Annotated in this window: 8 protein-coding genes; 3 read left to right on the top strand and 5 right to left on the bottom strand. The window is 49.4% G+C overall.

Annotation, left to right across the window (positions count from 1 at the left end; genetic code table 11):
• Positions 1–83: 83 nt before the first annotated feature.
• Positions 84–9,326 (bottom strand): HYR domain-containing protein, encoded by a 9,243-nt coding sequence (locus tag TBC1_RS17250; RefSeq protein ID WP_082189688.1) that lies wholly within the window; start codon positions 9,324–9,326, stop codon positions 84–86.
• A gap of 75 nt (positions 9,327–9,401) precedes the next feature.
• Entirely contained in the window at positions 9,402–9,734 is a 333-nt protein-coding gene (locus TBC1_RS17230) for a hypothetical protein (RefSeq protein WP_062045484.1), read from the bottom strand.
• 1,303 nt (positions 9,735–11,037) lie between these two features.
• On the opposite strand from TBC1_RS17230, the gene TBC1_RS17220 reads away from it, so the two are divergent.
• Both TBC1_RS17220 and TBC1_RS17215 read left to right on the top strand, forming a co-directional pair.
• Complete coding sequence (locus TBC1_RS17220; protein WP_062045480.1) at positions 11,038–11,319, top strand: GNAT family N-acetyltransferase; 282 nt, start codon at positions 11,038–11,040, stop codon at positions 11,317–11,319.
• Between the two features lie 487 nt (positions 11,320–11,806).
• Complete coding sequence (locus TBC1_RS17215; RefSeq protein WP_062045478.1) at positions 11,807–14,407, top strand: hybrid sensor histidine kinase/response regulator; 2,601 nt, start codon at positions 11,807–11,809, stop codon at positions 14,405–14,407.
• A 492-nt stretch (positions 14,408–14,899) separates the two neighbouring features.
• Here TBC1_RS17215 and TBC1_RS17210 read toward each other — a convergent pair whose 3' ends face one another.
• Both TBC1_RS17210 and TBC1_RS17205 read right to left on the bottom strand, forming a co-directional pair.
• Entirely contained in the window at positions 14,900–16,267 is a 1,368-nt protein-coding gene (locus TBC1_RS17210; protein ID WP_062045476.1) for a sigma-54-dependent transcriptional regulator, read from the bottom strand.
• Positions 16,268–17,357: 1,090 nt separating this feature from the next.
• Positions 17,358–18,059, bottom strand: a complete 702-nt coding sequence (locus TBC1_RS17205; RefSeq protein WP_062045474.1) for an SGNH/GDSL hydrolase family protein — start codon at positions 18,057–18,059, stop codon at positions 17,358–17,360.
• Between the two features lie 248 nt (positions 18,060–18,307).
• Here TBC1_RS17205 and TBC1_RS17200 point away from each other — a divergent pair, with 248 nt between their 5' ends.
• Positions 18,308–20,905, top strand: coding sequence for a beta-mannosidase (locus TBC1_RS17200; RefSeq protein ID WP_062045473.1), 2,598 nt, complete (start codon positions 18,308–18,310; stop codon positions 20,903–20,905).
• Between the two features lie 249 nt (positions 20,906–21,154).
• On the opposite strand, the gene TBC1_RS17195 is transcribed toward TBC1_RS17200, so the two are convergent.
• A complete protein-coding gene (locus TBC1_RS17195; RefSeq protein WP_062045471.1) occupies positions 21,155–22,540 on the bottom strand; it encodes a sensor histidine kinase in 1,386 nt (461 codons plus the stop codon).
• Positions 22,541–22,680 lie beyond the last annotated feature (140 nt).

Here is a 22,680-nt window from a genome sequence, read left to right as displayed (position 1 = left end):
TATCGTGTTGTTGGGCAGGTTTTTACCTGTCTTGAATTTATTTGTGCTTATTTTCTGTTTCAGTCTCATTGTCAAAATGTTAATTACTGTTTATCCACTTCGGGCCTTGGCCGGATCAGGATATCTACGGAAACGGTAGCGGCCACATTGCCGTTACAATCGGTAACTGAATATTCAATGGTATGGGTCACATTCACATTGTTCGGTGTGCCCCATAGTTTGATCGGATCAGGCGAACCATTAGTATCCGGATCATAGGTTGAAGGTTGCCCGGTGCCGGTAATTGAAGGTTCTCCGGTGCTGAAGTTAATTATCCAGCTTATTGTAAGTTCGCCGGGATCGCAGCAATTGTCATTAAGAGAAGCAGGATCAATGTCAAGCACGGTACTTCCTGCGTCTATTATGTACCAGTCAGGTCTTGTCCAGCCGGTTGGGAATAAGGGCAAGTAGATATCGTCAGGAACTATGTCTGAATCAGGTCCGATCACTCCGTCATAAACTGCGGAGAAAATACCTGATACGCAGAAATCAAACGGCCCTGGGGCGGTAAAGGTCGGAGGTTCGGTATCCTCGCTGGTAACGGTCCAGCTATCGGTAGCCTCGCAACCATTGGCATCGGTTACCACCACCGTATAGGTGCCGGAAACAAGGCCGGTAAGGTCTTCATCAGTGCTGGTAAAGCCAACGGGGCCTGTCCATACATAGGTATACGGCGGCGTTCCGCCGGTAACGGTGATATCAATTTCGCCTTCTTCCTCGCACTCTGAATCAGTAACTTCCGCAGTAACAACCAGCGGGTTCTCAATAGTGGTAGTTACAGAGGATTCGTCATTGTCCGGATTTGGATCCTTAAATGGCAGGGATACAGCAACCTCAGCTGTGTTGGTGAAATCTAAAGCAGCGCAGTCAACCTCGCCCCTGAGCAACAATGCCTGAGGATCATTCACCGCCAGGTTATTAAATATCATGGTTCCTGTCCATCCAATCCAGGTGCTGCCGCCATCGGTGGAAATCTGTGCATTATTTACACCTGCCGGTATAGCGTCGGTCAGGGTAACCTCAGGAGCCGTTGCCGGACCGAGGTTGGTCACGGTAATGGTCCACTCTATCTGCTCTCCGGCAGTAATGGTTGTGGGGCCGGTTTTCTCAACCGCAATATCTGCTGTGCCATCCACCTGAACATAAAATTCACAGGTAGCTTCATTTCCGCAGGCATCGGTGGCGGTCCAGGTAACGGTGGTCAGGCCCTGGTTGAAGGTGACGCCGTTGAGGGTGGTGTGGGGGCCTGTGGTTGTTACACCAGAAAGCTGAGCCGCTAAAGTTACTGTTCCCGGGCAGTTGTCGGTGGCGGTGGCATCCCAGCCGGTGCCGGAGTGGATATAAACATTGCCGGAGTTGACGGTGACGGTTTGATCTGCTGGGCAGGTGATGTCGGGAGCAGCATTATCCTGTGTCCAGGTGTAAGTAATGCTGACTTCTGTAGCAGGATTTCCGCAGGCATCGGTATATTCGGCTGTCCATGTCTGGGAGTAATCGCAACCGGTATTTGAAGGGCCAGAGGTGGTGACCACCGGGGTGATGTTTCCTTCGCAGTTATCGGAGCCTGAGAATATGGGTTCCACAACGGCCGGGCTGCATCCCAGGTCACCGCTTACCGCTGAGGTTGTGATTTCGGGGCGCTCATTGTCGATGGTCCAGGTGTAGGTAATGCTAACCGGGGAGGCTGCGTTCCCGCAGTCATCGGTATAGGTTGCTGTCCAGGTTTGTGACCACAGGCAGCCGCTGGTGTTCACCGGTCCGTCGGAGGCAACATCCGGGGTAAATGTTCCTTCGCAGTTGTCGGTTCCGGTAAATACGGGAGCTGTAACCGTCGGGTTACAACCCAGGTCACCGTTTGTGGCGGTGGTGGTGATTACGGGGGCTTCATTATCTTCATTCCACTCAAACACCACCTCGCAACTGGCTGAATTACTACCGTCTGTGGCGGTTACTGTCCAGGTTTGGGTGTAGTCGCATCCGGTATTGGTGATGCTGCCTCCGGTGGCACTTACAATGGGACTGGCGTTGCAGTTATCAGTTACATTGCCTGCAATAGTAATGGCCATGGCTTCATTGGGCAGTGTTGACGGGTTACAACCAAGATCTCTGGGCTCTGCCGGGCAGTCTGCGAATACCGGTGCGGTATCGTCAGTTACCGTAAATGTGGTTTGGCAACTGGCCTGATTTCCGTACTGATCTTCCACAATAATGTTAATGTTGGTAACACCTACCCCGACAAGTGAACCGGCCGCCGGACTCTGCGAAATAACAAGGGATGCTGACGGGGTGCAATTGTCGCTGGCAGTAATCAGCCCTTTAACATCAGGTACCGCAGCCTGGCAGTCCTCATCGGCACTGGCAGTCTGAGGGGGCGCGCAAGCGGAGATTACCGGATCCTCACGGTCGGTAACAGTTATAGAAAAATTGCATTGGGTTGAGTTTCCGCCTGCATCGATCAGTACCCAGCGCACCGTGGTTGTGCCTCGCGGGAATGCAGCGCCGGCAAGGGTAGGCCCGCCGGTGAAATCATTGCTAAGGGTATAGGTGGCGCAGTTTTCGTTGATATTGACCGGATCGAATTCATTACCAACGGCTGTGTAGGTACATACGCCCGGATCTGTATCCCTGTTCTGATTGGCCGGGCAGTTCATGGTGGGCGGCTGGTTGTCAATTACCCTTACTTCATATGTGCAGGTTGCGGTTACGGGAGGTGCGCTGTTATCGGCCAGGGTGTAAACCACAATACTGGTCCCGACATTAAAGGTGTATTGTCCGATATTTCCGGTGCCGGATCCGGTAGTGGCTCCTGTGATGGTCCATGTAAGGCCCGATATTCCGCAGTTATCGAAGTATTCCGGATTTTGTGTATTTATTTCCGCATCACAACGGCCAGGTCCGGCATTTACAGAGTACCCGGGAGGGCAGAATGTGAAAGCAGGAGCCTCGTTGTCGGTAACTGTAACGGTAAATGAACAGGTCGCATTATTGCCACCCGGATCTACCGCGGTGTAAGTGATGGTGGTAACACCGGTATTAAATGTCGTAGTCCCCAGGAAGTTGATGCCGGTTGCCGGCGAGTTGCCGGTCGTTGCTCCGGTCATTACCCAGGTAACGGCCAGCAGATCATAGCAATTATCAGTAACTGCCGGGTCGGCCGGGTCAAATGTTGCCGAACAGATACCCTCATCTGTACTTACATTATAGTTTGACGGGCAGGAAGTAAAGGTGGGAGACTGGTTATCGGTAACCGTTACTGTGTAGGAGCAGGTATTCTTGTTTCCGGCGGCATCTTCGGCGGAGTAATTGATGGTGGTAACACCGGGATTAAAGGTTTGGGTGCCGACATAATTGATTCCTGTCATGGGTGAAGTACCTGTGGTTGCACCGCTCATACTCCAGGTAAGTAAGGTAACTCCTGCTGCACCTCCGCAGTTGTCGCTGAATGTGGGATTGGGGGTTGCAATGGATGCTGCACATTGATTCAGGTCGGTATTCCTGGTTATATTTACCGGGCAGGTAATTGCCGGGGCTTCGTTGTCGGTGACCGTTACGGTAAAGGAACAGGTGGTGTTTTGTCCGTTCATAACGGATGAGTAAGTTACCGTTGTAACACCCTGGTTAAATGTTCTTGTATTCATATTTCCCGTTCCGCTTCCTGTTGTTGCCCCGCTCATGGTCCAGGTTACAGTTGAAGTACAGGAATTTGGAACCCACTGTATGTTAGGAATGCTGACTTGTGCAGTACAACTTCCGGGAGAAGTATTGGCGGTGATATCGGAGGGGCAGGCCAGCATAAAAGGTCTGATAGTTACCGGGAATGGTTGCGGACTCAGATTACAATAAACTGTTCCATTGTTGTTATAAACTGTTGGATATATGTTAATAGTGGTTGTAACAGTTTGATTAGTATAGTTAAAGACTGTAAAATCTATCTCTGCCCAATATAAATATATTAAAAAGCCCCAAACATTACCAATCGGACCTCCTGTAGACGGTGAAACGAAATTTGGATCAGCAGACCAGGAATACTTAATTGTTTTCCCACTAAGAGTAATTCCTCCAGACCAGATTTCATAGTTAAATGAGTATCCAGGACAAACTTGATTTGATGGATAGCCGCTGCCAGTAAATGAAAGTGAAAATGAAACAGAAGATGTTATATGAACAGCATTTGAATATACAGTGCCACAAGGGTCAGTAACAACCAATCTGTAATATCTGTCAAAAATCGCAGGAGTATAAGAAGGGAAAATAGCACCAGCTTGATTTGTCCAAGGTTCGGTTCCATTATTACTCCATTGCCATTGGTAAGAATATGTTCCAACTCCACCGGTAGGAGGAGAAGTTATTGTAATTGCATCTGCAGCATATCCATAGCATACAACCTGATCGCAGCAAATCTCCGGTGCTACCAGTTGCGCTCTTACTGTAATGGTAACCACGTTACTAAAATACGGCCCCCCACAACTGGCATCTGTCACAGCAACCCGGTAATAGGTCGTTACGGTCAGTGCCGGGGGCTGATAGGTCGGGCCGGAGGCACCCACATTGGTAAAGTTTACATTATCCGTGCTGCTCTGCCACTGATAGGTAAAAGTGCCCGATCCTCCCGTGGCATTGGTTCTGTTAAGTATTGCCGGAGTCGTGTTGTAGCAAATCGTCTGATTTGCTGTCACCGTCGGGGGAATCACCTGTCCCTGAACGGTTATGACCACATGCGCTGATGCGGCAGAGCAGTTTACCCCGTTTACGGTGCAGGTTGTAATCCGTCTGTACCACGTGGTCTGGGTAAGGGCACCAGGGGCATATCCTGCTCCTGTAGCTCCTGCAATGGGAATCCAGGTAGCACCACCATTGATACTGTATTCCCATGAATAAGCCGGTGAAGAAGATCCGCTGCCCGGTGTAACAGAGGTGAGCGGGGCCGGAGTTGCGCCATAGCAGATGGTCTGGCTGGCGGCAATGCTACCCGGGTTCACAACATCCTGTACCGTTATGATCACGGTATTGGTTGGCACTGATTCGCAGGAAGTTCCGTTTTGTGTGGCTATGGTAATACGCCTGTACCAGGTGGTCTGGGTAAGCGCACCAGGGGCATAGCCTGCCGTGGTTGCCCCTGCGATGGTGGTCCAGTTTACACCCAGGTCGGTGCTTTGTTCCCAGCGGTAGGTGATGGTGGCTCCGGGTGAGGCGCCGGCGGTTACAGAGGTCAGCGCGGCGGGGGTGTCTCCGTTACAGATGGTCTGGCTGGCAGCGATGCTCCCGGCAGTCACCGGACGGATCACGGTAATGGTTACCTGTAGCGTCCAATCGGAATAACATGAATTGCCAGCCAGGGTGGCTACCGTCCTTCTGCGGTAGGATGTGGTGACTGTATGGGGTGTGGAAATATTCAGGGTAGCATTGTTTTCACCCGGTAGAAGTACCCAGGCTCCTGTATTGATCTGCCACTCATAACTTACGGTTGCACCGGCTGTTGCTGTACCGTCAACGACTGAAACCAGGTTATCCGGTGTTCCATTGTAACAGATGGTCTGACTATAACCGATACTTCCGGCCGTAACAGCCACATCCTGGATGGTGATGGTTACTACATTACTTGCTGCTGACTCACATGCAATTCCGTTCAGTGTAGATACGGTGTATCTCCTGAATTGAGTGGTAAACGCCAGGGGGCCGGGATTATATCCGGCAGTGGTGGCACCTGCAATGGTTGTCCAAACTGTAAAAGGTGAAACCGAACGTTCCCAGCGATAGGTAATGTCGCCGTCACCGGTTCCGTTTTGTACACTGGTAATTGGATCAGGCGTACCTCCAAAACAAATATATTGATCTGCAGCGATGGAGCCGGCAGTGGGGACGGATTGAACGGTGATGGTAAAAGTTCCCGGTGTACCTGTACATCCATTTGCTCTTGGTGTGATGGTTATGGTTGCTATACCGGCAATGGTGGTAAATGAAGGTATTGCTGTCACCCCAGTTTGATCAGCCAATCCTATGGAAGTACCGCCGCTTATGTCAAAAACAACACCGGATGGCGTTCCGTTTAAATTTATCGGAGTGGTAGTAACATTGTGGCAATAAACCAGATTCCCAGGCGAAGTTACTGTTGGAGTAGGATGCACGAGAATATCATAGGTTACCGCTGTTCCGGTGCATCCATTGGCCTGAGGAGTAATGGTAACTGTGGCTGAGCCTGTTGTTGCTGTAAAAGATGGTATTTGAGTTACGCCGGTTTGATTGGCAAGTCCGACAGCAGCACCACCCGAAATGTCAAACACAACTCCTGTCGGTGTGCCGGAAAGTGAAATAACAGTAGTCGTTTCTCCATTACAATACATTTGATCGGAGGGAGCAACAGCCGTAGGCAAATCATAAACGGTGATGGTGAAAGTCACCGGGCTGCCTGTACATCCGTTGGCTACGGGGGTTATGGAAATAGTGGCGGTGCCGGTTGTAGGAACAAATGAAGGAATTGCGGTAATACCGTTTTGGTTAGCCAGTCCTATACCTGTTCCGCCGCTTACATTAAATGTAACACCAGAAGGTGTTCCGGTAAGATTGATTACCGGAGTTGCTATGCCATTACAGAAACTTTGATCCCCGGGTGAAACGGCCACAGGTGTTGGATTGACCAAAACCGGAAAAGTTACCGCGTTACCGGTACACCCATTACCATTAGTATAATAAACACTAATAGACTGATTTCCGGGGGTATTCCAGGTTACAGATACTGAAGCCGTGGTATTGCCTGAATTTATCGTTCCTCCCGCAATACTCCAATTATAATTTGTCATTCCCACTTGGGTAGTATATACCTGGCCTGCCTCACCCTGACAAACGGGTGTTGGTCCGGTTATGGTTGCAACGGGAAGAGGGTTAACGATGATTGTACCCGTTGCATAGATTGTCGGCCCGCAACCACCAGTCAAAGGAATTGAATAGTTGAAGGTTCCAGATGCAGTTGGTGTTCCTGAGATGGTGATTGTATTTGCAGCCCATGCAGCAAAAACACCAGCGGGCAAGCCGGTAGCTGCGCCAATTCCGGTAGCCCCGGTTGTGGTGTGGGTAATGGAGGGATTCAAAGCACTATTAATACACAAACTTGGGCTATAACTGGCTGGAGAAACGGTGTTGTCCTCGTTTACAGTAACCGTAGCCGAAGCACACGTTGTTGTATTGCAAGTACCGGAATAACGAACATAATAAGTTGTTGCGACAGTAGGATTTACTGTAATGCTATTTCCTGTTCCTGCTGAAGTTCCACCGCATGAACCTGTAAACCACTGCACTGTAGCGCCTGTTCCTAATGTACCTCCACTAACGGTAAGCGTTGTTGAGGAGCCTGTACAAATCGTTGTCGTTCCGGTTATTGCAGTTGGTGCGACAGACAGAGGGTTTATAGTAATAGTAGCCGAACCATTCATAATTGAAGTGCAACCACCAACCGTGCGTGTAGCGACCACCGTATAAGTTCCAGCCACCGTTTGGTTTCCAAAGGTTATTGCACCTCCAGTTCCATTAATTATTGCAAGTGCTGTTGCTCCCCTGAACAATTGATAGTTAACATCAGCTTCTGAGTTATCAACGCCAACGGGCAAGCCAGCACCACCTGAGCAATATGAACCACCACCAGTAACATTATATATAGTTGGATCAACACAAGCCGGCCAAGAGATGATGACCTGTCCTCTTGCACCTGTACCACCGCTCCCTGAGCTTGTACTACTAACTGATCTTGCTCCACCTCCACCTCCGCTGGGGATGCTTGCATTATTTCCTCCTCCATTACTATTTCTATAAGCTCCTCCATTTCCTCCAACATAAGGTACAACATTTGGATTGCCTGCACCTCCGGCTCCCGTTGCTGTGTTTCCTCCAGCAGTCCCACTGCCGTTATTTCCAGCGCCACCACCGCCGCCAGCGCCGTTCCCAGAAGAATTTCCCCCATTCCCACCGCTAAATGCTCCTGCGCCACCATTACCCCCATTTCCATAATCATTTACATAAATATAAGAAAACGACCCCCAGTCCCAATATCTATATCCTTCACCTCGGATCCCTCCATACCCTCCATTTGCTGTTAAACTTCCGCCGGGGCCGGTTACAGTTGTTGTGCCACCATTTCCCCCATTTTGATTTGACCCGCTTGATCCTCCGCCACCAACTGTTATGTTGTAAACCTGTCCCACACTTACTGCAAAAGTCGCAACCTGATAGGCACCACCTCCACCGCCACCTCCAGCGCCAATATATGCGCCACCACCTCCGCCACCGCCACCCCAGCATTCCACCGTAATTTCATAAACACCTGCTGGAACTGTCCAGTTTTGTGATGTTGTAATTGTAACTGTCCCCAACGGCGCCTTCTCTCCTTCTTTTCCACCTCCCACCAATGTATCCTGTGGAGGCAACACGCCCAAAGCGGCCAATGGTTCGGTGATTTGGGTGGTATCCGATGGGGGAAGTTTGGGAGAATCTTCGGTTGCTGGCAAAGCGGCAAGGGTTTCGGGTGTTACCGGCTCAATTTCGGGTAGTTCAGTTTGGGGTGAAAGGGTGTCGGTTGGGATTTCAGCCAGCAAATCACGGCCAAATACCACGGCATCAAAGCTTACGTTCCGGGTGCAGAAGTCAACGAGGTAATCCACGGTGCTCCAGCCGTAAACGCGGATGCTGAGGGTTTGGGGGTAGGCAACCCGGAGGCTGGTTTTTACGGGCAGGTTGCGGGGCTCATGGGTGGCGATGTAGATGGTGTGACCGATCTGGGTCTTCTGCATGCGGAAACCGTCGTAGGAGTACTGCACCGAGGTGCGCATATTCACGCGGCTCAGGCTTACTTCGAAGTTCAGCCGGTTGATTTCAAGGCTGGTGCCGGGGGCGGGGGTAAGGGTGTACTCGAAGTAAGCTTCAGGGTCCTGGTTGTCGGTGTTCCATCCGTTGGCCATCACGCCGAACGCTTCGCTAAAGCGCAGCGAGTCAACGCCTTTGCCGGCAGAGAAGGAGAGGGTGGCATAGGGAGAGGGGATGGCCGTTTCGTTGGGGGAGGTGAGGGGCCAGGTAAGGACAACAGGTTGTTGTGCCTTGATATTCAGGGAGATAAGTAAAAATGATAATATTAAGTAACAGGCACGCGCGCGTACACATGTGCGTGAAAAGCGGGCGGGGAGCAACTGCAGGGCAGGGGCAGACAAACGCAGCGGCTTGCACCTGACAATTGCGGTGCGTGCTGCAGTCCGGCTCAGGGAGCGGACTGTGGAGATGTGTTCCGGTGATGCGTTTGCCTTCAAGCCTGTTGTGTTGGTTTCAGACAATGCTTGCTGTTCCGGTCGCTGTGATCAGGCAAAGGAGAGGGGTAAAGACAATCATTGCGTGTTTTGGTTAAGGGTGAATACGGTTTGTTTTGCCGCTTTTTTTGAGGTTGCGGCATCCTGGTACTGAATGCTGAATGCTTTGGTAAGTGAAGGGGGGGCGGTATGGAGCACCGGCAGTCCGGTAAACAGCGATTGCCGGTTGGCCAGGTCCGCGGGGCGGATGGTCAACCGGCAAAAAGACGAAGTCTGAACTTCGCGTCTGCAACTGAATGTGCAGCATAACGGCCCGCGCTGAAGCGGTGCTGTTAACGTGGCCGGGTATAAAGCCGGCTTCAGATTGGTTTCGTGAGAAACCCTGAAAAAGTAGGTATATTTTGCCCCCAAAATATACTGTGTTATGGGTTTAACATTCCGCCGCCGGTTTTCAGGCCGTTGGCAGTTAAATTTCCCGGTGTCAGTTTTTCTCTCCCGACTTCAGGTCGTTTATCCGTGCCTGCCTGCTGTTTAGCGCTCTCCCAAACGCCCGTTTCCGGAAAAAACAGCGGGCCTGATGATGCTGCCCGGATGTTGTAGTGTATTTATCTGAATTCAGGATAAAAGTAATACCATTTTTGTAAAAAAACATTAGTAAAAACACGTATTTTGATGCTGAACTGCTTGTCTGGTAATGATTATAAAAATAATGCGGCGATATATATATGATGTAAAAATAATTATAATGGTATGACTCTGTAAAAATATTTTACTATATGTGTCCTGTGTTTTTGCTTGTCGTATCGGTATTTGCTTATTAAAGTATTGTAAAAGAATGAATTAAATATAATTTTTGTGGTTTTCATGATACTGCCGGCTGTTTCTGAAGGAATAGAGTCGTGTAGTAAAAAAAGATTTTACACTTTTTTTTGTTAAGAAAGTGTTAAAGGATTGGCCTCAGGGTAGTCTGCGGAATTTTAAATTTGATGAATTTAATTTATCCGCTATATAGATTGCCCTGACTATAAATTGGTTTTTATGGGTGTTTATAGTAAGCGGTTGGGGTTGAACAGGGAAAAACGGGGCGGTATTTTCCACACCGGGAGCACCGGCAGGTTTGCAGCTCAAACCGGCAAAATGCTTTTTTTTGATAAATAATCCGGATTGCATCCTGGTTTTAACATCCGTGCCGGCAGGTGGGCGGGATTCACCTGACAGGTTTCCTTTTAACCTGTCAGGTGTATAAAAGACGCAATCGGGCAATATTGGTTAATAGCAGATGCAATTCTCCCGCAAAATTGAATCCTTGAATCGAACGCATTGAGTTCAACAGTTTACCCCGCCAACGGCGTTGGGGGCTAATCCTTGAATTCTTAAGCCAAGATCCCGATAGCGATCGGGACACGAATATTTTTTGCTACTAAAGCACAGAAACACTAAGAACCACAAAATATTTTGGAATCCTTGTCCTGCGCACGCGGCCTGGAATCATTTTGAATCATTTGAATTTTTGAATTTTTGAATTTTTGAATCTTTAAATAAAACTTAAACCCCTGAACCCCTGAACACCCAAACCCCTAATCATCTGAACATCTGCATCCTCGAAAGGTAGTATTTATACTTATTTTGCAGTTGCAGGAGTGCAATCTCGCAATATGCGTCGTACTTTTACATGTCAATTTATTAATATCAGTGCCAGAAACAGTTAAAATCTATGAAAAGCACCATCATTGATACCGGTGAAAAGTTTATCTTAAATCATGAAGGAATGGAATCCTACCTTGCTTATCGCCGCCGGGGAGAGGTGCTGGATTTTTACAGTGCCTATGTTCCGGGATCGCTCAGAGGTAAAGGGCTCGCTTCCGATCTGATCCTTCACGGTATGCACTATGCAGTTATGAATGGTTTGCGTGTCAGGCCTTCCCATCCGGCGGTGCTCCGCTTTCTGGAGATCAACCGCGAATGGGAGTATCTTACCGTTTACAGCCTCAATTAACCATATTGACCGCTTTTCTTTGATCAGTCATCCGCCGGATGACTGATTTTTTCGTGTATAGATGTGCTGCTTTAATTGTCGTCCGTTTTTATGAATTGATGAATTGCAGGGCTTTTTGTTGATTCCAGGGCAAGTACCACCGGTGAAGGTTTCCGGTTTATTTACACCTCATTGTCCTCAGGTTTCTCCGGGGTAAAGCCTGCTCGCTTGTCCGGAAACAACCTTACGTAAAAATATCCTCTGCCATACTTCATTCACTGGCTGAAGTTCTGTTTCCCCGTTCCAAACCAATTGGTTGATTGATTGTTAATCTGAAGATAGAACATTTCATGGGTTGCGGGGGGAGGCAGTGCTTTCAGGAGCCTTTTACCCGGCTTTGTGATCCGTGTTTGTAGCAAGGGGGACTTAAACAGTTAAAATATTGTTCTTTTAAGGCATACCCGAAACGGTTGTATGTCTGAATCAGTGGTTTGATTATCTTTGTCTTATGCCGGCGAAAGTAAAAGTGCGTATGCGTCCCCGTGGCCTTCAGCTGAAGGTGGCCCTTGGGTTTACCGTGGCCTTTCTTGCTGTTGCTGCAGCCGGATATCTGGTGAGGGAGAATTCCCGGACCCTTGGTGAAACGGTGGCTTCGCTTTCGCAGCCCGACAGTGAACTGAATAAGCTAAGGGATTTGCTTGGATTTTTGTCGGAAGCCGAAAACAATATCCGGATTTATGCCCTGACCAATGATCCCCAGTCTTTTGATATTTATAATGACCTGATCACTTCGGTTGAAGTGAAGCTGGATTCATTGAAGCTGGAAGCCGGGAATGATTATTCCAGGCTGATCCGCCTCGACAGCGTTTCAAGGCTATTGGAGCAGCGGCGTGCTATGATCGCAGCCTATCTCGATGTAAAAAGCCGGAGGGAGAAGTTTGATTTTGCCGGCGAAGCATATACGCGCATCAGGTCGGTAACGCCCGATACCATTCCCAGGCCGCTCCGTACCTCTACCACCGTGGTTACGGTTTTCGACACCATCCCCGTGGCACCTCCGGTAAGTGCCACCAAAACGGAGGATACCCGCGGCTTTTTCAACAAGGTAAAAAAGCTTTTTGCAAAGAAGCAGCAGGAGGAAATTGTTGAACAACATGCACAGCCGGCCTTGCTTTCAACCACCCGCATGATTACTGATACGGCGGTTTACCGGCACGACGATTCAGCTTTATACAGCAATGTAAGGCAGGTTTTGTCGGCAGTAAAGCGCCGTGAACTTCAGGCTTACAACCAGCTGAAAGAGCAGGAACTGAATATGCTCCGGAACAGTTCCCTGATCATCGACCAGGTGATGACCATATTCAAACAGCTCGAATACCAGCAGTTGCGGCTTGCGGAAAAGCGTAAGAAAGAAGCAGAGGCCGCGGCTTCCCGTTCCATCATGATTATCCGCGGGGTAGCTATTCTGTCGCTGCTGCTGATTCTTGTATTCGTTTACCTTATCTTTCAGGGCATCCACCGGGGCAACAGGTACCGGCGCGACCTGATCAGCGCCAGCCGCCAGTCGCAGGACCTGGCCAGGATCAAGGAGGAATTTTTGGCCAATATGAGCCACGAGATCAGGACCCCGCTCAGCACCATCATCGGTTTCTCGGATCAGCTGATCCATACGCCCCTTAATAAAGTGCAGCAGGAATACCTTGGCGCGGTGAGACGTTCGTCGCGTCACCTGCTCGAAACCGTCAACGATATCCTGGACCTCAGCCGCATAGGCGCGGGTAAACTGCAACTGGAGATAATCCCTTTCCGCCTGAGCGATGTGCTTGAAGATGTGATACAGACATTCAGGATTACGGCCCTGGAGAAAGGACTTGAATTTGAAGCGGTCTGCAACAAAGGCAGCAACATTGTACTAGAAGGTGATCCTCTGCGGCTCAGGCAGATAATGTATAACCTGATGAGCAATGCGGTGAAATTTACCTCAAAGGGGTCGGTAACGGTGTTGTGCAACATCGAATGCGGCGCCGGGGTGTGTGAGGCCATCGTGGAGGTTCATGATACTGGGATTGGAATTCCGGAGGAGGATATTGAAAATATTTTCGGTGATTTCAGACAGGCAGAGTCCTCCCTGGCAAGGCAATATGGCGGCTCCGGCCTCGGCCTTGCCATCAGCCGCCGTCTGGCACGACTGCAGGGTGGGGATATCTCCGTGGTAAGCACACCGAATAAAGGCTCGGTATTTACCGTGCGCATTCCCTATCCGCTTTCCGACCGTGAACCGGAAAAAGCAACGACTGTCTTACTGAATGAAGTTGTGGAACTTACGGACCGGCGGATGTTGCTGGTCGATGATGATGTATTCAATATATTACTGGCCAGGATCATCACAGAAAATCATGGAATGATTGTGGAAGTGGCTTCAAACGGCAGGCAGGCGATGGATATTCTTACCAGCCGTCGTTTCGATATCATCATGACGGATGTCCAGATGCCGGAAGTCAGTGGCATCGAGCTGGTCAGGCATATACGGGCCCACGAAGACCCGGAGGTTTCACTGGTGCCGGTGATCGCCTTTACGGCCGGGAAAGTCGCCCGTTATGATCCGGGGTATATGGAGGCCGGCTTTAACGAGGTGCTTCAAAAGCCGTTCAGCGAGCATGACCTTTTGTCGCGGGTGGCATTTTATCTCTCAAATACCATTCCCAAACCGCAGCCGGGTGAACCGGATGAGCTGGTGTCCGGACGGCTCTATGATCTCCGTCAGGCTGAAACCTTCGCTTCGGGAAAACCTGAACAGCTGGCCAGCATCATCCGCTCTTTTGTGCATACCTCGCATGCCGCTGTGCAGGAATTATGGAACCTCAGTGAAACCGGTAATTTTGAAGGGATCAGGTTGTTGGCGCACAAGCTGCTTACCAGCTACGGGCATATGGGGGTTTCGCAGGCGCTGCAGGTGCTGGAACAACTCGAAAATGCAGGAAACGGGGAAATCAATGAGGAATCGGTGAAAGCCCTGCTCCGGAAAATAACAGCCATCAACAACCGCCTGCATCCCCTGCTCGAATCTGAATTGCTCCGCCTGTCAGGTAGTAAGGTGGAAATTGAATAACCGCAGAACGACATTAAAATAAAAATATCCAATGATGGAGGTGTTGATTATTGCAATAAAATATCAATCAAGCCTAAGCAATCATTTGACCTGAAGGCGATTATAAAATATTAATTTGTTCTTAATAAGCGTGCAACCCCGCAGGGGTCGGGGATTCATCCGGCACTTTTCATTCTATACACATTTGACCCCGCCGGGGTCATAAGTCTCAATCCGGACCCGGATTCTGACTCCGGCGGAGTCACATGTGTTTAGAAAATGATCGGCATTGCGGAATCCGGCCCCGGAGGGGTCGGATATAAATTCCTGGCGTTTTTTTTATCTTCGAAACCGGATTGCTCTGCCTGTCAGGCTGCAAGGCGGAAATTAAATAACCGTGAACCGGCTTAAAAATCTGATTGAAGGATATTGTCTGCTGCTTAACGGGGCTGCTGGTAAAAAAAATATCGTTAACAGGATGGCTTTAAAAAATTAAATCTTAATAATTTGTAATCATCCTTCAATACCGTAAAGCTTCATCTTGTTATAGAGTGTTTTCCTGTCAATATTCAGCAGCCGGGCTGCTTTGGTCTTGTTATAATGCACCTGCTTTAACACGTTGATGATGGTTGATTTTTCCTGGGTCTCGGCCATTGACTTCAGGTCGGTAGTGGGAGGTTGAAAGATTTTGGCCGGAGTGGGCGCATTGCCTGGTAAGGTTATTTCAGGCGGGAGGTCAGCCTTTGTAATCATGCCGGCAGTGGCAAGCAGCACCGCCCGTTTTATCACATTTTTCAGTTCTCGGATGTTCCCTGGCCAGGGATATTTCAGTATGATTTCAATTACATCATTTTCAAATCCGATAATGTTCCTGTTAAGCTCAAGATTGGCGTTTTCAAGAAAGTAGCCGGCAAAATGGATGATATCTTCTCCCCGGTTCCGGAGTGGCGGAATATTGATCTTGAATTCATTGAGCCGGTGAAACAGGTCCTCCCTGAAACTGCCCTTTTGCACCGCGGCAGCAAGGTCGTCGTTTGTGGCAACGATGATCCTTACATCCACTTCTACATCCCTGGTCCCGCCTAACTTCCGCACTTTCCGCTCCTGTGTGGCCCTGAGCAGCTTGATCTGGTTTTCATACGACAGGTTGCCGATCTCATCCAGAAAAAGCGTGCCCCCGTTTGCCTGCTGAAACTGCCCCTCCTTGTCGGCATGGGCATCTGTAAACGATCCCCTGGTATGGCCAAACAGTTCGCTGGCTGCCAGTTCATTGGTCAACGCACCGCAATCCACCGCGATAAACGGTTTACTGCTGCGCTGGCTTTTCATGTGGATCATCCTTGCCACATACTCTTTACCGGTGCCGCTTTCGCCCTGAATAATCACCGACATATCGGTAGGGGCGATCAGTGAAATATACTGTTCCACCAACATCGCCGGCTGACTGGTGCCCCGGAGGTAACTCATGTTGCCGGGCAACGGCTCCGACCTGATGCCTGATTCGTTTTTTTTCTCCTGTTTCTGTTTGCTGATGGCCTTATTTACGGTAAGCAACAGCTCATCGGGATTCACCGGTTTGGTGATGTAATCAAAAGCCCCGGATTTAATGGCGGTAACAGCCGACCGGATATCCCCGTAACGGGTCATCAGTACGACCGGAACGCCATGTTGTATCTTTTTCAGCTCCGCAATCAGCGTGATCCCGTCAATGTCAGGCAGACGGAAATCTGTAAGAACAATATCGAAATGACTTTCCCTTGAGGCCTTTATGGCACTGCCCGCCGTGAAAACCTCCTTTACGTCAAATCCCTTATTCCCAAGATACGACTTGAGCATAAGGCAGAAGGTAGGGTCATCGTCAACGATCAGGACTTTATACATTACAGGTCGGAAATAATCAGACGAAAAACAAATTAAACAGCTAAGATACTAAAAAGTTGGGCAAATTGTCATATAAGCCTGAATTATCGACTGCTAACAGGCCTTGTATTAATACGGTAGTGGTTGAAAGCCGGAAAGCCGGGAGAAGCCAAACCAGGGGGAACTTTCTGACCTGCTGGTTTTATATAATGCCGGGCTACGAATAAATTTATGTTGCCTTTTGGGCTGAAGCCCCTGCGTTTATAAGCAGCTTATTACCCCCGGCTCAAGCCGGGGGTAATAAAATGGAATTGAGTATCTTCAGAAACTGCGGAATATAGATAACCAATACTTGTGTTGGTTGAGCCGAAGTTCTGGTTCAGACGTCGGATAACCGGTGAAAAGCCGGAAAAATATGCTTGCCTGACTCCGGGCTTCAGCCCGGGGAAAAAGCAGAACCCCTGACCAACCGGCTTTAGCCGAAAAGCCGGGAGAAGCCAAACCAGGGGGAACTTTCTGACCAGCCGGTTTTAAATAATGCCGGGCTACGAATAAATTTATGTTGCCTTTTGGGCTGAAGCCCCTGCGTTTATAAGCAGCTTATTACCCCCGCCTCAAGCCGGGGGTAATAAGCTGGAATTGAGTATCTTCAGAAACTGCGGAATATAGATAACCAATACTTGTGTTGGTTGAGCCGAAGTCCTGGTTCAGACGTCGGATTGCCGGTGAAAAGTCAGAAAAATATGCATGCCTTACTCCGGGCTTCAGCCCGGGGAAAAGCAGAACCCCGGACCAACCGGCTTTAGCCGGAAAGCCGGGAGAAGCCAAACCAGGGGGAACTTTCTGACCAGCCGGTTTTAAATAATGCCGGGCTACGAATAAATTTATGTTGCCTTTTGGGCTGAAGCCCCTGCGTTTGTCGGCAGTTTATTACCCCCGGCTCAAGCCGGGGGTAATAAAAAAGTCAGGAAAAATCTGCTTGCCTTACTCCGGGCTTCAGCCCGGGGAAAAAGCAGAACCCCTGACCAGCCGGCTTTAGCCGAAAAGCCGGGAGAAGTCAAAATGCCGCACCCACCAGGCTTGATGAGTGCTTCAGCTGGCCATTGCCTGTTTATTTGGGAAAAATCTCGCTTAAAAATGTATCCGCCACCAAACGGTTGCCTTTATCGTTCAGGTGCACACCGTCGGTGGTCAGGATGCCTTTGTCAAGGTTGTCCGGATTGTTTTTCAGGTTATAATCCAAAAATATCCGGCGCAGGTCAATCAGCTTGCAGTGTTCTTCCGCGGCCAGTTTACGCACTGTCTGTGAATACCTGTTCAGGTCTCCGTCAAGCTGGTTGGTGAAATCGGTATGCTCTCCGATTACTGCGGGGGTGCAAAGTGCAACATCGGCGCCTGCCGCCTTGATTTTCCCGATCAACGCCAGGTAGAAGCGTTCAAATTTGTCGGCATCGGTGCCGGTGCCCCACAATTTGTGCCACACATCGTTCACCCCGATGTATATGAATACCATATCGGGCTTATGCTTCAGCACATCCTCTTCAAGCCGCAGGTATAGATCATAAACTTTGTTACCTCCTATGCCTGCCCCGATCAGTTCGTAACGGTCGTTCAGCCCGTTTTTGCTGATCTCCTGCCGCATCAGGTCAATGTACCCGCCCGGTTCATTGCCCATCTGCGTGATGGAATCGCCGAAAAATACGATGCGGAAAGGTTTCGTGGACTGGAATGTAAATGACATAAGCATCAGAGAGATCAGGAAAAGATAAAATCTGCCGGAACGGCGGAGGATTGATGTAAATCGGGTGCACATATCGGGGCTGCTGTTAATGAAACTGATTTTTTCAGGTAGATTTTTAACAACTGCAAAGCTACCAAATCCGGACGTAGAAAATCTGCCGTCAGCTGATTATTGATCAGCTAAAGATTTTCCATCTGCTGATTATGCTTAAATTGCGCATCTATTTTCCGCTAGCTTCGGACAGGGCATGATCAGAAACCGGAATGATTATGCTTTAATGGGCTACGGAAAGTATCCGTTTACTCAACCAACAACAGGGAATGAAGAAACTGATTGTTATATTTATCTTATTGTCGGGACTGATTCTGAAGGGGTCACTGTCCCTGATGGCCCAAACCTCCGTTGAACTGAATAACGACTGGGAGTTCCGCCAGGCCGGAACACCGCAGTGGTATCCAGCCGTTGTCCCCGGCACGGTCCACACCGACCTGCTGGCAAACGGACAGATAGAGGATCCATACTACAGGCTCAACGAAAAGAATCTGCAGTGGATCGACAAGGTAAACTGGGAGTACCGCACCCGTTTTCAACTGGATGCCGCTCAACTCCGGGCAGGCAGCCTGATGCTGCGGTTTCACGGGTTGGATACTTATGCCACGGTAATGGTAAACGGGGCGCTTTTGTTCAAAGCCGATAATTTTCACCGTACCTGGGAAGCCGAAGCCGGCAAGCACCTGAAAGAAGGCGAAAACGAGATCTTTATCCGTTTTGAATCGCCGGTGATGCAGGGCTTGCTGAAGCAGGAGGCCCTGGGTTATGGATTGCCGGCTGATAACGACCAGTCGGAGAACGGAGGGATGGGTTCGGTAAGGATCAGTATTTTTACGCGCAAGCCGGGATATCACTTCGGCTGGGATTGGGGCCCGCGCCTGGTGACCTCCGGTATCTGGCGGCCTGTGGAGCTGATTATTAACCGGACAGCACGCATCAACGACCTTTTCGTCAGGCAGGAAAGCGTTACGGCAAAGGAAGCACGTGTTAAGGCAGGCGTGGAAGTCAGTGTTCAGCAGGAAGGACTTTATAAACTTGAAATTCTGATGGACGGCCAGCCGGTTGCTGCCCGTGAAATCAGCATGTCACCCGGGATCCGGCATCCGGATATTGATTTTATCATAAAGAATCCCCGGCTATGGTGGCCCAACGGGGCGGGCGGTCAGCCTCTCTATACCGTGAGCGCGGTGCTCAGCCATAAGGGTAAAGAACTGCACACTTTTAACCGTCAGATTGGTTTACGCAGTCTGAAGCATGTGCGCAGGCCTGATGCCAAAGGGGGTGGGGAAAGCTTTCATTTTGAAGTAAACGGACGGCCGGTGTTTGCCAAAGGGGCTAACTATATTCCCAATGATATTTTTCTGCCCAGGGTGGATTCAGCCCGCTATGAGTTTATCGTGAAATCGGCCGCCGAAGCCAACATCAATATGCTCCGGGTGTGGGGAGGGGGCATTTATGAGAACGACTATTTTTATGATTTGTGCGACCGGCACGGCATTATGGTATGGCAGGATTTTATGTTTGCCTGCGCTATGTACCCCGGAGATAAAGATTTTCTGGACAATGTAAGGCTCGAAGCCGTTGACAACATCAAACGCCTGAGGAATCATGCCTGCATTGCACTATGGTGCGGCAACAATGAGATTGAATATGCCTGGGCCGAAGGCGATTTTACGCGCGGATGGGGATGGAAGGAGAAATATGACAAAGCACAGCAACGTGAGATATGGCAAAGCTATGATACCCTTTTTCACCATATACTGCCTGCTGCCGTGAAGCAATATGCGCCGGATTATACCTACTGGCCTTCTTCACCGACGCAGGGCGGGGGAGTGCTGGCCAACTGGAGCGGAAACCGCGGCGATGTGCATTATTGGGGCGTATGGCACGGTCAGGAGCCGATTTCCGCTTTCAGGAATTATAAAGCACGCTTTATGAGCGAATATGGATTTCAATCGTTCCCCGAGTTTAACAGCGTTAAAAAATACACCCTGCCCGAAGACTGGAACATCGAATCGCCCGTAATGACTTCGCACCAGCGCAGCGGTATCGGCAACCTCCGCATCCGGCAGTATATGGAACAGGATTATCAGATTCCTGATAACTTTGAGCACCTGCTTTATGTTGGTCAGTTGCTGCAGGCAGATGCCATCGGAATGGCACTCAGAACCCACCGGTCGGATATGCCGTTTTGCATGGGATCGCTTTACTGGCAATTGAACGATGTATGGCCGGTGGCCTCCTGGTCGGGCATCGATTATTACGGCAAGTGGAAAGCAATGCATTATTTTGTAAAAGATGCGCTGAAAAACCAGATCATACAGGTGGTAGTTGAAAATGGTAAACTACTGGTTTACGGTGTTTCTGACACTGATCAGAAAACTCCGGCCTTACTGCGCCTGAATCTGGCAGATTTCAACGGGCTTTCATTATGGAACAGACCTTACAAAGTGACGCTTCCGGCAAACGGAGCGACGCTCCTTTGCAGCATTGACCTCAAAGAACTGCCGCTCAATTACCAGGAGAATAAAGTTTTTCTGACGGCAACCCTTATGGATGGTTCCCGGGTGATTGATCAGGAATTTGCTTATTTCGCAAAACCAAAAGACCTTTTGCTGCCTGATCCGGGTCTTAAATCGCGGATAAGCGATAAAGGCGACCATTTTGTGATTGAAATCTCAACCCGGAATTTTTGCAAAAACCTGATGCTGGTCAGCGACAATACCGATGTGAATTTTTCGGATAACTTTTTCGATATGCAGCCGGGTGAGACCCGCCTGATTACCTGTTCGGCCACCATGCGCTGGGAAGATTTTGAAAAAGGGTTCAGGATGCTGCACCTGGGGCAGACCATGAGGAAGCAGTAACGGAAAAGCATGCGCTGAATTTCAGACGGGATTGTCCGGGAGAACATGTCTGCAAATTGCCACGAATGCACGAATAAATTGCGCAAAGACGAGTCAATCTGCCTGACCTGACAAGTCTTCTTTCGACTTGTCAGGTCTTCTTAACTTGTTTAAATGAACACTTGAATCGGTGTTGGGTTATCCCTGCCCGGACGAGGACGTCCGCGCCAACGATGAAAGTAAGACAGGGCACAGACGCGCGCATTCGCTTCAGGTTGCGGTTGGCACTGTAAACCAGAACCGGCTCCCTTTTTCAGGCGTGCTCTGTACCCCGATGCGGCCGCCGTTGCGTTCGACAAACTCCTTACAGAGCATCAAACCAAGCCCTGTGCCTTTTTCCCCGGCCGTTCCCTGCGTGCTGAACTGATCGTCACCGAAAAGGGATGGAATCCTTTCAGGTTTAATACCAATGCCGGTGTCCTCCACGGAGATTTCAGTTACCTCTCCGCTTAATTTGCTGTAAACGGTAATTTTGCCGTTCTTTCCCGAGAATTTTATGGCATTTGAAATCAGGTTCCTTAATACGAGCGAAATCATACCGGGATCGGCATAGGCCTTATGTTGCGGATCGGTTTTGTTAAGAATTTCCAACCCCTTCAGGTCGGCCTGGCCTGCGTAAAGCCGGATGATACCGGAAGTTATTTCGTGGATGGCAAATGCCTTTGGGTGACAGGTGATGCCATTGAGGTTATTCTTAGACCAATTGAGCAGGTTATCAAGCAGTTCGCTGGTGAGCAGAGTCTGAGAAGCCAGTTCGGGAAGTAGTTCCTTAAACTCTGGTTCTGTGATATCATCGCTTTGCACCAGCCTCATCAGGCTGCTGAGGTTGGCGAGCGGCCCCCTGAGATCATGCGAAATAATCGAAAACAGCCTGATCCTGCTTTTGTTCACCTCCCTTAATTCATTGGCTATCCTGGATAATTCAAGGTTCTGCTCCTGCAATGCCGTTTGCTGCTGCCGAACCAGGCGGTCGTTCCGGAAACGGTAAACAAAGTTCCTCCAGAGAACCATGGAGAGGAACCAGGCGATGGCTACCGAAGTAAGACCGTTCACATAATTGGAAAGCAGTACATCCTGAAATGGCTGGAAATGGGTAATTACAAAGAAGAACAAAGTATATGCAAATAAATAATACAAGGCGGAGAGAAGCGGAGGGATGATCAGCACCATGGCCGTGAAAAAACACACGATCATAAACGGGGTGATGGCATTGGTGATAAGCTGGTCTATGCCTGTGATAATGGTGCCTAACATCAGGAAAAACAGAAACATGAAATGCGGGATTGCCCTGGCGCAAGGTTTATTGAACAGCCCCCGTTTCCTGATGATGATAACGCTGAAGCCGGTAATAAGAAAAACCAAAAACATGGTCGAGTGTGAGGCAATGATCCCGTTTTTCCATTGTAATTCCGTACCTGAAGCTTCGGTATTAAAAAAATAGAATAGCACAATATGTGCGATGGCAACTGATAACCCTATGGAAATCAGGTAAACCAGACGACCCAGATTGACTTTCAGGGCCTCCTCTCTGCCGGCAGCGCTTTCTTCCCGGTTAAACCGAAAGTCAGCCTTTGAATTTGAGATATAATGCTTCATGAAACCAACCACGCTGAACGTCTTCCCCTTTCCCGTCAAATTAACCGGATGGATTTGCGATCAAATGTAATTCAAAATATTGAATTTTGAAGCGGTCAAAAATTACCTTTGAATTGCATACGTCATTTTATCGATTTGCC

The organism is Lentimicrobium saccharophilum (assembly GCF_001192835.1).
Classification (GTDB): domain Bacteria; phylum Bacteroidota; class Bacteroidia; order Bacteroidales; family Lentimicrobiaceae; genus Lentimicrobium; species Lentimicrobium saccharophilum.
This window is presented reverse-complemented; position numbering and strand designations above follow the sequence as displayed.

What these genes read in the sequence shown, in the direction of transcription:
- TBC1_RS17220 (WP_062045480.1), top strand. Translation starts at nt 11,038, where the DNA reads ATGAAAAGCACCATCATTGATACCGGTGAAAAGTTTATCTTAAATCAT.
- TBC1_RS17215 (WP_062045478.1), top strand. Translation starts at nt 11,807, where the DNA reads ATGCCGGCGAAAGTAAAAGTGCGTATGCGTCCCCGTGGCCTTCAGCTG.
- TBC1_RS17210 (WP_062045476.1), bottom strand. Translation starts at nt 16,267, where the DNA reads ATGTATAAAGTCCTGATCGTTGACGATGACCCTACCTTCTGCCTTATG.
- TBC1_RS17205 (WP_062045474.1), bottom strand. Translation starts at nt 18,059, where the DNA reads ATGTGCACCCGATTTACATCAATCCTCCGCCGTTCCGGCAGATTTTAT.
- TBC1_RS17200 (WP_062045473.1), top strand. Translation starts at nt 18,308, where the DNA reads ATGAAGAAACTGATTGTTATATTTATCTTATTGTCGGGACTGATTCTG.
- TBC1_RS17195 (WP_062045471.1), bottom strand. Translation starts at nt 22,540, where the DNA reads ATGAAGCATTATATCTCAAATTCAAAGGCTGACTTTCGGTTTAACCGG.